The organism is Pseudonocardia pini (genome assembly GCF_013870575.1).
GTDB classification, from domain to species: Bacteria; Actinomycetota; Actinomycetes; order Mycobacteriales; family Pseudonocardiaceae; genus Pseudonocardia; species Pseudonocardia pini.
Genome location: NZ_JACBXB010000743.1, coordinates 1 through 2727 on the forward strand (window position 1 = coordinate 1; position 2727 = coordinate 2727).

The following is a 2727-nucleotide window of genomic DNA, read 5'->3' on the forward strand; positions in this document are numbered from 1 at the left end:
GGACCGGCGAGACGCACGTCGCGCCCGCCACGAACTCCGGCGACCACCACCACGGCGAGGCCGAGACCTCGATCTACATCGTCAGCGGGACCCCCCGGTTCGTCTTCCACGACGGCACCGGCGAGGTCGCCCTGCAGACCGAGCCCGGCGACTACATCTTCGTGCCGCCGTTCGTCCCCCACCGCGAGGAGAACCCGGACCCGGACCACCCGGCCGTGGTCGTGATCTCCCGCAGCACCCAGGAGGGGATCGTCGTGAACCTCCCCTCCCTCACCCCCCTGATCGACCCGGAGTCCTCGTGAAGCGCCTGCTGACCGCCGTCCTCGCCGCGGCCACCCTCGGCCTCGCCGCCTGCTCGTCCGGGGGCACGGCCTCCGACGGCCCGGTCGACCTGGCCACCGTCACGCTGAAGGTCGGGGACCAGGCCGGCATCCAGCAGGCCCTGATGGAGGCCTCGGGCGCCATGAACGGTGCGCCCTACACGCTGGAGTGGGCCCAGTTCCCCGCCGCCGCCCCGGTCCTCGAGGCCCTGCGCGGGGACGCGATCGACATCGGCGTGGCGGGCGACGCCCCCACCCTGACCGCGCTCTCGTCGACGGACGACATCAAGATCGTCGCCGCGACGCAGGTGCCGCAGCAGTACGGCCTGTCGATCGTCGTGCCGAAGGACTCGCCGATCCAGTCGGTGGCCGACCTCAAGGGCAGGACGGTCTCCCCCACCACCCAGGGCTCCGTGGGCCACTACCTGCTCCTGCAGGCGCTCAAGGAGGCCGGGCTGACCGACAAGGACGTGACGGTCAGCTTCCTGCAGCCGGTCGACGCGGCCGCCGCGATGTCGTCGGGCGCGATCGACGCCTGGTCCACGTGGGACCCGTACACCGCGGTCGCCGAGCAGGAGCAGGGCGCGCGGGTGCTGCGCGGGCCCGACGGCCTGGCCCCCGGCCTGACCTTCCTCGACGCGAGCACCACCGCCCTGGAGGACGCGGGCAAGACGCAGGCCATGACGGACTTCGTGGCCCGCTACGGCCAGGCCGTGCAGTGGGCGGTCGACCACCCCGCCGAGACCGCCGCGATCTACACGAAGCTGACCCAGCGTCCGGCCGCCGTGGCCGACCTGATGGCGGTGCGGGCGAACCGGACGCTCGTCCCGCTGGACCAGGAGCTGATCGGCCAGATCCAGCAGGTCGCGGACAACTACCGGGCCTACGGCGTGCTCCGGCAGGACGTCGCCGTGGCCGACAGCGTGCAGGACCTGGCCCCGGCGGCCCCGTGATGCACCTCGCGCTGTATCTGAGCGAGTCGGGGGTGCACGCGGGCGGCTGGCGACACCCCCGCTCCGGGATGGATGCCGGGGCGAACGTCGCGCTGTTCCGCCACCTCGTCCGGGTGGCCGAGGAGGCGCGGTTCGACCTGGCGTTCCTCGCGGACAAGCTCGCCGTGGACGACGTCTACGGCGGCACCCCGGACGAGGTGCTGCGCACCCGGGTCAACGTGCACCGCGACCCGGCCGTGCTGCTCACCGCGCTCGCCGGGGCCACCGAGCGGATCGGGCTGGCGGGCACGGCGTCGACGACCTACTCCGAGCCCTTCCACGTGGCCCGGGCGTTCTCGACGCTCGACCACGTCAGCGAGGGGCGCGCGGCCTGGAACGCGGTCACCTCGGTGAGCGACGGCGAGGCCCGCAACTTCAGCCGGGACGCCCACCTCGACCACGCCACCCGCTACGACCGGGCCGCGGAGTTCCTCGACACCGTCCTCGAGCTCTGGGACACCTGGGCGGACGACGCCGTGGTGCTCGACCGCGAGGGCTCGACCTACGTCGACCCCACCCGGGTCCGCCGCGCCGACCACGTCGGCGAGTGGTTCCGGGTGGCCGGTCCGCTCACGCTGCCGCGGTCCCCGCAGGGCAGGCCGGTGATCGTGCAGGCGGGCGCCTCGGGCACGTTCAAGGCGGTGGCGGCGCGGACCGCCGAGGTCGTGTTCGCGGTGGCGCCGACCCTGGAGCGGGCCCAGGACTTCCGCCGCGGCTTCCGGGCGGACGTCGAGGCCGCGGGCCGTTCCGCGGACGCGGTGAAGGTGCTGCCGGGCGTGATGCCGATCGTCGCCGAGACCGACGCCGAGGCCCGGGCCCTGGAGCAGGAGCTGCGGGCGCTGGTCCACCCCGTCGCCGGGCTGACCTTCATGTCCGCGTCGATGAACTACGACCTCTCGGCGCACCCCGTCGACGGCCCCGTGCCGGACGTCCGGGCGGAGCTGCGGGGCAGCAAGGGCCGGTTCGAGTACGTGATCGGGCACGCGATCGAGCGCGGGATCACCCTCGGCGAGCTGGCCGTGGAGTACGCGGCCAGCCTGTCGTTCCCGATGCTCGTCGGCTCGCCGAGGACGGTCGCGGACGAGCTGGAGCGCTGGTACACCGGCGGCGGGGCGGACGGGTTCGTGATCATGCCCGCCTTCGCCCCGGGCTCGGTCGAGGACTTCACCCGCCTCGTGGTGCCCGAGCTGCAGGCCCGCGGCCTGTTCCGGCGCGAGTACCGCGGCACCACCCTGCGGGACCACCTCGGCCTGGAACGACCGGCGGTCGCCAAGTCCTGAGTCAGGGCAGGCGCTGCGGCACCGCGCCGCTGCACCACAGCCAGCACGTGCCGCCGAGGGTCGCGAGCACCAGCGACCCGACGACGGCGGCGCCGGACAGCGTGGCCATGCCCACGAGCAGGCCGAGGGCGCCGA

General features: G+C 74.0%; 3 protein-coding genes. All 3 read left to right on the forward strand.

Features of this window, described 5'->3' with window-relative positions; all coding sequences use genetic code 11:
- A partial coding sequence (locus H5J29_RS28170; RefSeq protein WP_181784020.1) for a cupin domain-containing protein occupies nt 1-302 on the forward strand: 302 nt, incomplete at its 5' end.
- On the forward strand, nt 299-1273 hold the full coding sequence (locus H5J29_RS28175) for an ABC transporter substrate-binding protein (RefSeq protein ID WP_181784021.1): 975 nt from the start codon (nt 299-301) through the stop codon (nt 1271-1273). The genes H5J29_RS28170 and H5J29_RS28175, both read left to right, overlap by 4 nt.
- Nucleotides 1273-2592 carry an LLM class flavin-dependent oxidoreductase gene (locus H5J29_RS28180; RefSeq protein WP_181784022.1) on the forward strand — a complete coding sequence of 440 codons (1320 nt, stop codon included), beginning with the start codon at nt 1273-1275 and terminating at the stop codon, nt 2590-2592. Before H5J29_RS28175 ends, H5J29_RS28180 begins: the two co-directional genes overlap by 1 nt.
- Nucleotides 2593-2727: the final 135 nt, after the last annotated feature.